This is a genomic window from Kitasatospora sp. NPDC001225 (genome assembly GCF_053597855.1).
Map to the genome: position 1 here is coordinate 1 of NZ_JBSFJC010000316.1, position 3161 is coordinate 3161.

2 protein-coding genes are annotated in these 3161 nt (G+C 70.9%); one reads left to right on the forward strand and one right to left on the reverse strand.

Going from position 1 to position 3161, the window contains the following annotated elements; translation table 11 throughout:
• Nucleotides 1–1380 (forward strand): WD40 repeat domain-containing protein (locus ACWDCZ_RS39780; RefSeq protein ID WP_449818518.1); only part of this gene is annotated, 1380 nt, incomplete at its 5' end.
• A gap of 88 nt (nt 1381–1468) precedes the next feature.
• Here the strand turns inward: ACWDCZ_RS39780 and ACWDCZ_RS39785 are convergent.
• Nucleotides 1469–2983 (reverse strand): hypothetical protein, encoded by a 1515-nt coding sequence (locus ACWDCZ_RS39785; protein WP_449818519.1) that lies wholly within the window; start codon nt 2981–2983, stop codon nt 1469–1471.
• Nucleotides 2984–3161 lie beyond the last annotated feature (178 nt).

A 3161-nucleotide genomic window follows, 5' to 3' on the forward strand; every position in this document is an offset into this window, starting at 1 on the left:
GGGACGGCGCGGGTGTGGGACCTCGCCACCCGGCAACCCGTCGGCGGGCCCTCCGGTCGCCACATCGGCAGACCGACCCAGGTGGCATGCGCAGCACTCGACGGCCGACCCGTAGCCGTCACCGCAGGCAGCGACCAAACGGTACGAGTCTGGGAGTTGGGTACCGGGCGCCCCGTCGGCGAACTCCTCACCGGCCACTCCGGTAGCGTCACCGCGGTGGCGTGTACGGTGTTCAACGGCCGACCGGTCGCCGTCACCGCATGCCGGGACGGGATGGTATGGGTGCGGTACCTGGGAACGGGCCAGCTCGTCGGCGAACCCCTCACCGGCCACTCCGGCAGCGTCACCGCAGTGGCATGCACGGTGCTCGACGGACGGCCCGTGGCCGTCACGGGAGGCAGCGACGACACGGTACGGGTCTGGGACCTGGGCACGCGTCGGCCCGTTGGCAAGCCCCTCGCCGGTCACACCGACAGCGTGACCGCAGTGGCGTCCACGGTGCGCGACGGCCGACCCGTCGCCGTCACGGGAAGCCACGACGGGACGGTGCGGGTGTGGGACCTGGATGCGCGGCGACCGGTCGGCAAGCCACTCGCCGGCCACGCCGGCAGCGTCACCGCGGTGACATGCGCTGGGATCGACGGCCGACCCGTCGCCGTCACGGGAAGTCGGGGCTTGGTGCGGGTGTGGGACCTGGTCACCGGTCGGCTTGTTGGTGAGCCCCTTGCCAGTCATATCGGCGCAGTGACCGCGGTGGCGTCCACGGTGCTCGATGGTCGGCCCGTGGCCGTCACGGGAGGCAGCGACCACACGGTGCGGGTGTGGGACCTGGCCACCCGGCGATCTGTCGGCGAACCACTTGCCGGCCACACCGGCAGCGTGACCGGGGTGGCATGCGCGGTGCTCGGCGGACGGCCCGTCGCCGTCGCCGAAAGCAACAGCGGGACGGTGCGGGTGTGGGACCTGGCCACCCGGCGACCTGTCGGCGAACCACTCGCCGGCCATGCCATCAGCGCGATCGGGGTGACATGCACGGTGCTCGACGGCCGACCCGTCGTGGTCACGGGAAGCTGGGGTTGGACGGTGCGGGTGTGGGACCTGGCCACCCGGCGACCTGTCGGCGAACCACTCGCCGGCCACACCGGCAGCGTAACCGGGGTGGCATGCGCGATGCTCGATGGACTGCCCGTCGCCATCACCGCAGGCAGGGACGACACGATACGGGTCTGGGACCTCCGGGCTCAGACGGCCGTCGCGACCATCCCCGTCGAAAGCCCCTCCACCGTCTCGATCACTTTCACCGGCGACCTGATCGTCGGCTTCCACAACGACATCGCCCTCTATCGCCGCCAACCCCACTTCGACACGGCCCGTACCTGACAGCCGCATGCACGGCATCGCTCCGCATGGCAGACGGACCGGAGCACCCGGGCCACTGGCGTCCGGGCGCGGCGAGGGTGAGCCGGCTCTATCGGAGGTTCCACTCCTCGCTGGGCAGGTAGTCCCAGAGGGCGAGCCAGTCGTGCAGCAGGAAGAGCGGCCGGGTCAGGTTGACGTCGCCCGCGCGCTGGGTACGAATTGCCAGGCCGAGGTCGGGGAAGACCGGGTCGGCGGCAGGGCTGTACATCAGGCGACCGTAGGTCGTGCGGTGGACGAGCCAGTCCTCCAGCCGGGACGGCACGCAGCCGGTCAGCGGAACCCCGTCCAGCCGTATCTGGGGGCGGGTGAGCGCGTTCACGGCCACGCACTCCAGACGGTTCTTCTGGAAGAGGGCCCTGATGCCAGTGGTGTGGAAGTCGGCGTAGTTGAGCCGGTGTTCGCCGCTTTCACGGGCGTAGGAGGGCGCGACGGACCCGTCTTCACCGAGGCTGGTGGTGATCTCTTCCAGGGTCATTCCGAAGTGCAGCGGTCCGACCCCGACGTACGGCGTGAACGTCCATTCGTCGCGCTCCTCGGCTCCGGAGATCTGCCAGGCGCCCCGATACCCCGGTGCACTGCCCTGGACGGCCGTGGGCGGTTCGGGGGCCGGCCAGTGCGGGGTTGCTTGCTCCGGTCGCGTCCAGTCCGGGTGCCAACGACGGGGCGGTTCCAGGGCGGTGGTGTCCTCCGGCTGCTCGGCCAGCCACCTGATCGCCTGCCCTTGGCCCTCCTCGAACGGGCCCTCGGCCAGTGCACTCGCTTGACTCACGGCTGCGTGGTGCTCCTCCTCCCGGGCCGAGAGGCCCGCGGTGTCATTGCCCCAGGCCTTCAGCCGATCCCGGGCGATCCACCGGTAGTACGAGTCCGCACTCGATGTCAGGACATCGCGCACCGCAGGCGCGTGCTGCGGGATGGCTGCGGCGAGGGCGGGGTCCGCGAGCAGCACGGCGGTGGCGGCGACGGCGGCCTCCCGTACCCGCGGATCCCTGTCCTCGTAGTAGGGCGTGACCCGGGCGTGGAGCCTCGGCCGCACCGTGCGGGCAGCGGCCAGGTCCTGCGGTGTGCCGACACCGTCCTGGACGTCGTGGCGGGCGACGTCGGCGAAAGAGGCCAGCCAGTTCAGCAGTTCCGCGCGCAGCGGCCGCGTGCCTGCCCTCCGTTCCCACCGGTCTTCAGTGAGGGTGCGCGGATCGTCGAGAAGGGCGGCGACGACCAGAGCCGCTGGGGCGGTCGCCGGAAACAGGCGCTCTTGGTCGAGGAGCAGCCGGTACAGGTCCCAGACCGCCTGAACTCGGCGGGTTGGGTCGGTGGCGAGTAGCCCACGGAGGACGTCGGGGGTGTCGGGCAGGCCGTACAGGCCGGTACAGGAGTGCGGCAGCTTGCTCCAGGAGACGCCGGCGAGCTCGGCCTGAGCCGTGGACGGCAGGCACGCGTCGTCGAAGCCGTGACGGACCGCTTTCTTGTTGATCATGCGCGCGGTGTTCCTGCCGGATCCGATACCCGGAGTGCGTGCCGAGACGTTGCTCGGCAGCAGCGCGCCCGCCGTCGCGCCGATCCGGGACATCAAGCGCGTCGTCGACTACGTACGTCCCGAACGATGGCTCCCGTCAGTCGACGTCGACATCCGAGGCTCGGATACGGCCCGCTGCGTATCCTGTCCAGACCAGCAGCCAGGACGGCCGCTCGGTCACCTACCAGTTCAGCGCCTGCTCCACCAGCGGCGTCCCCAACGTCGACCTGGA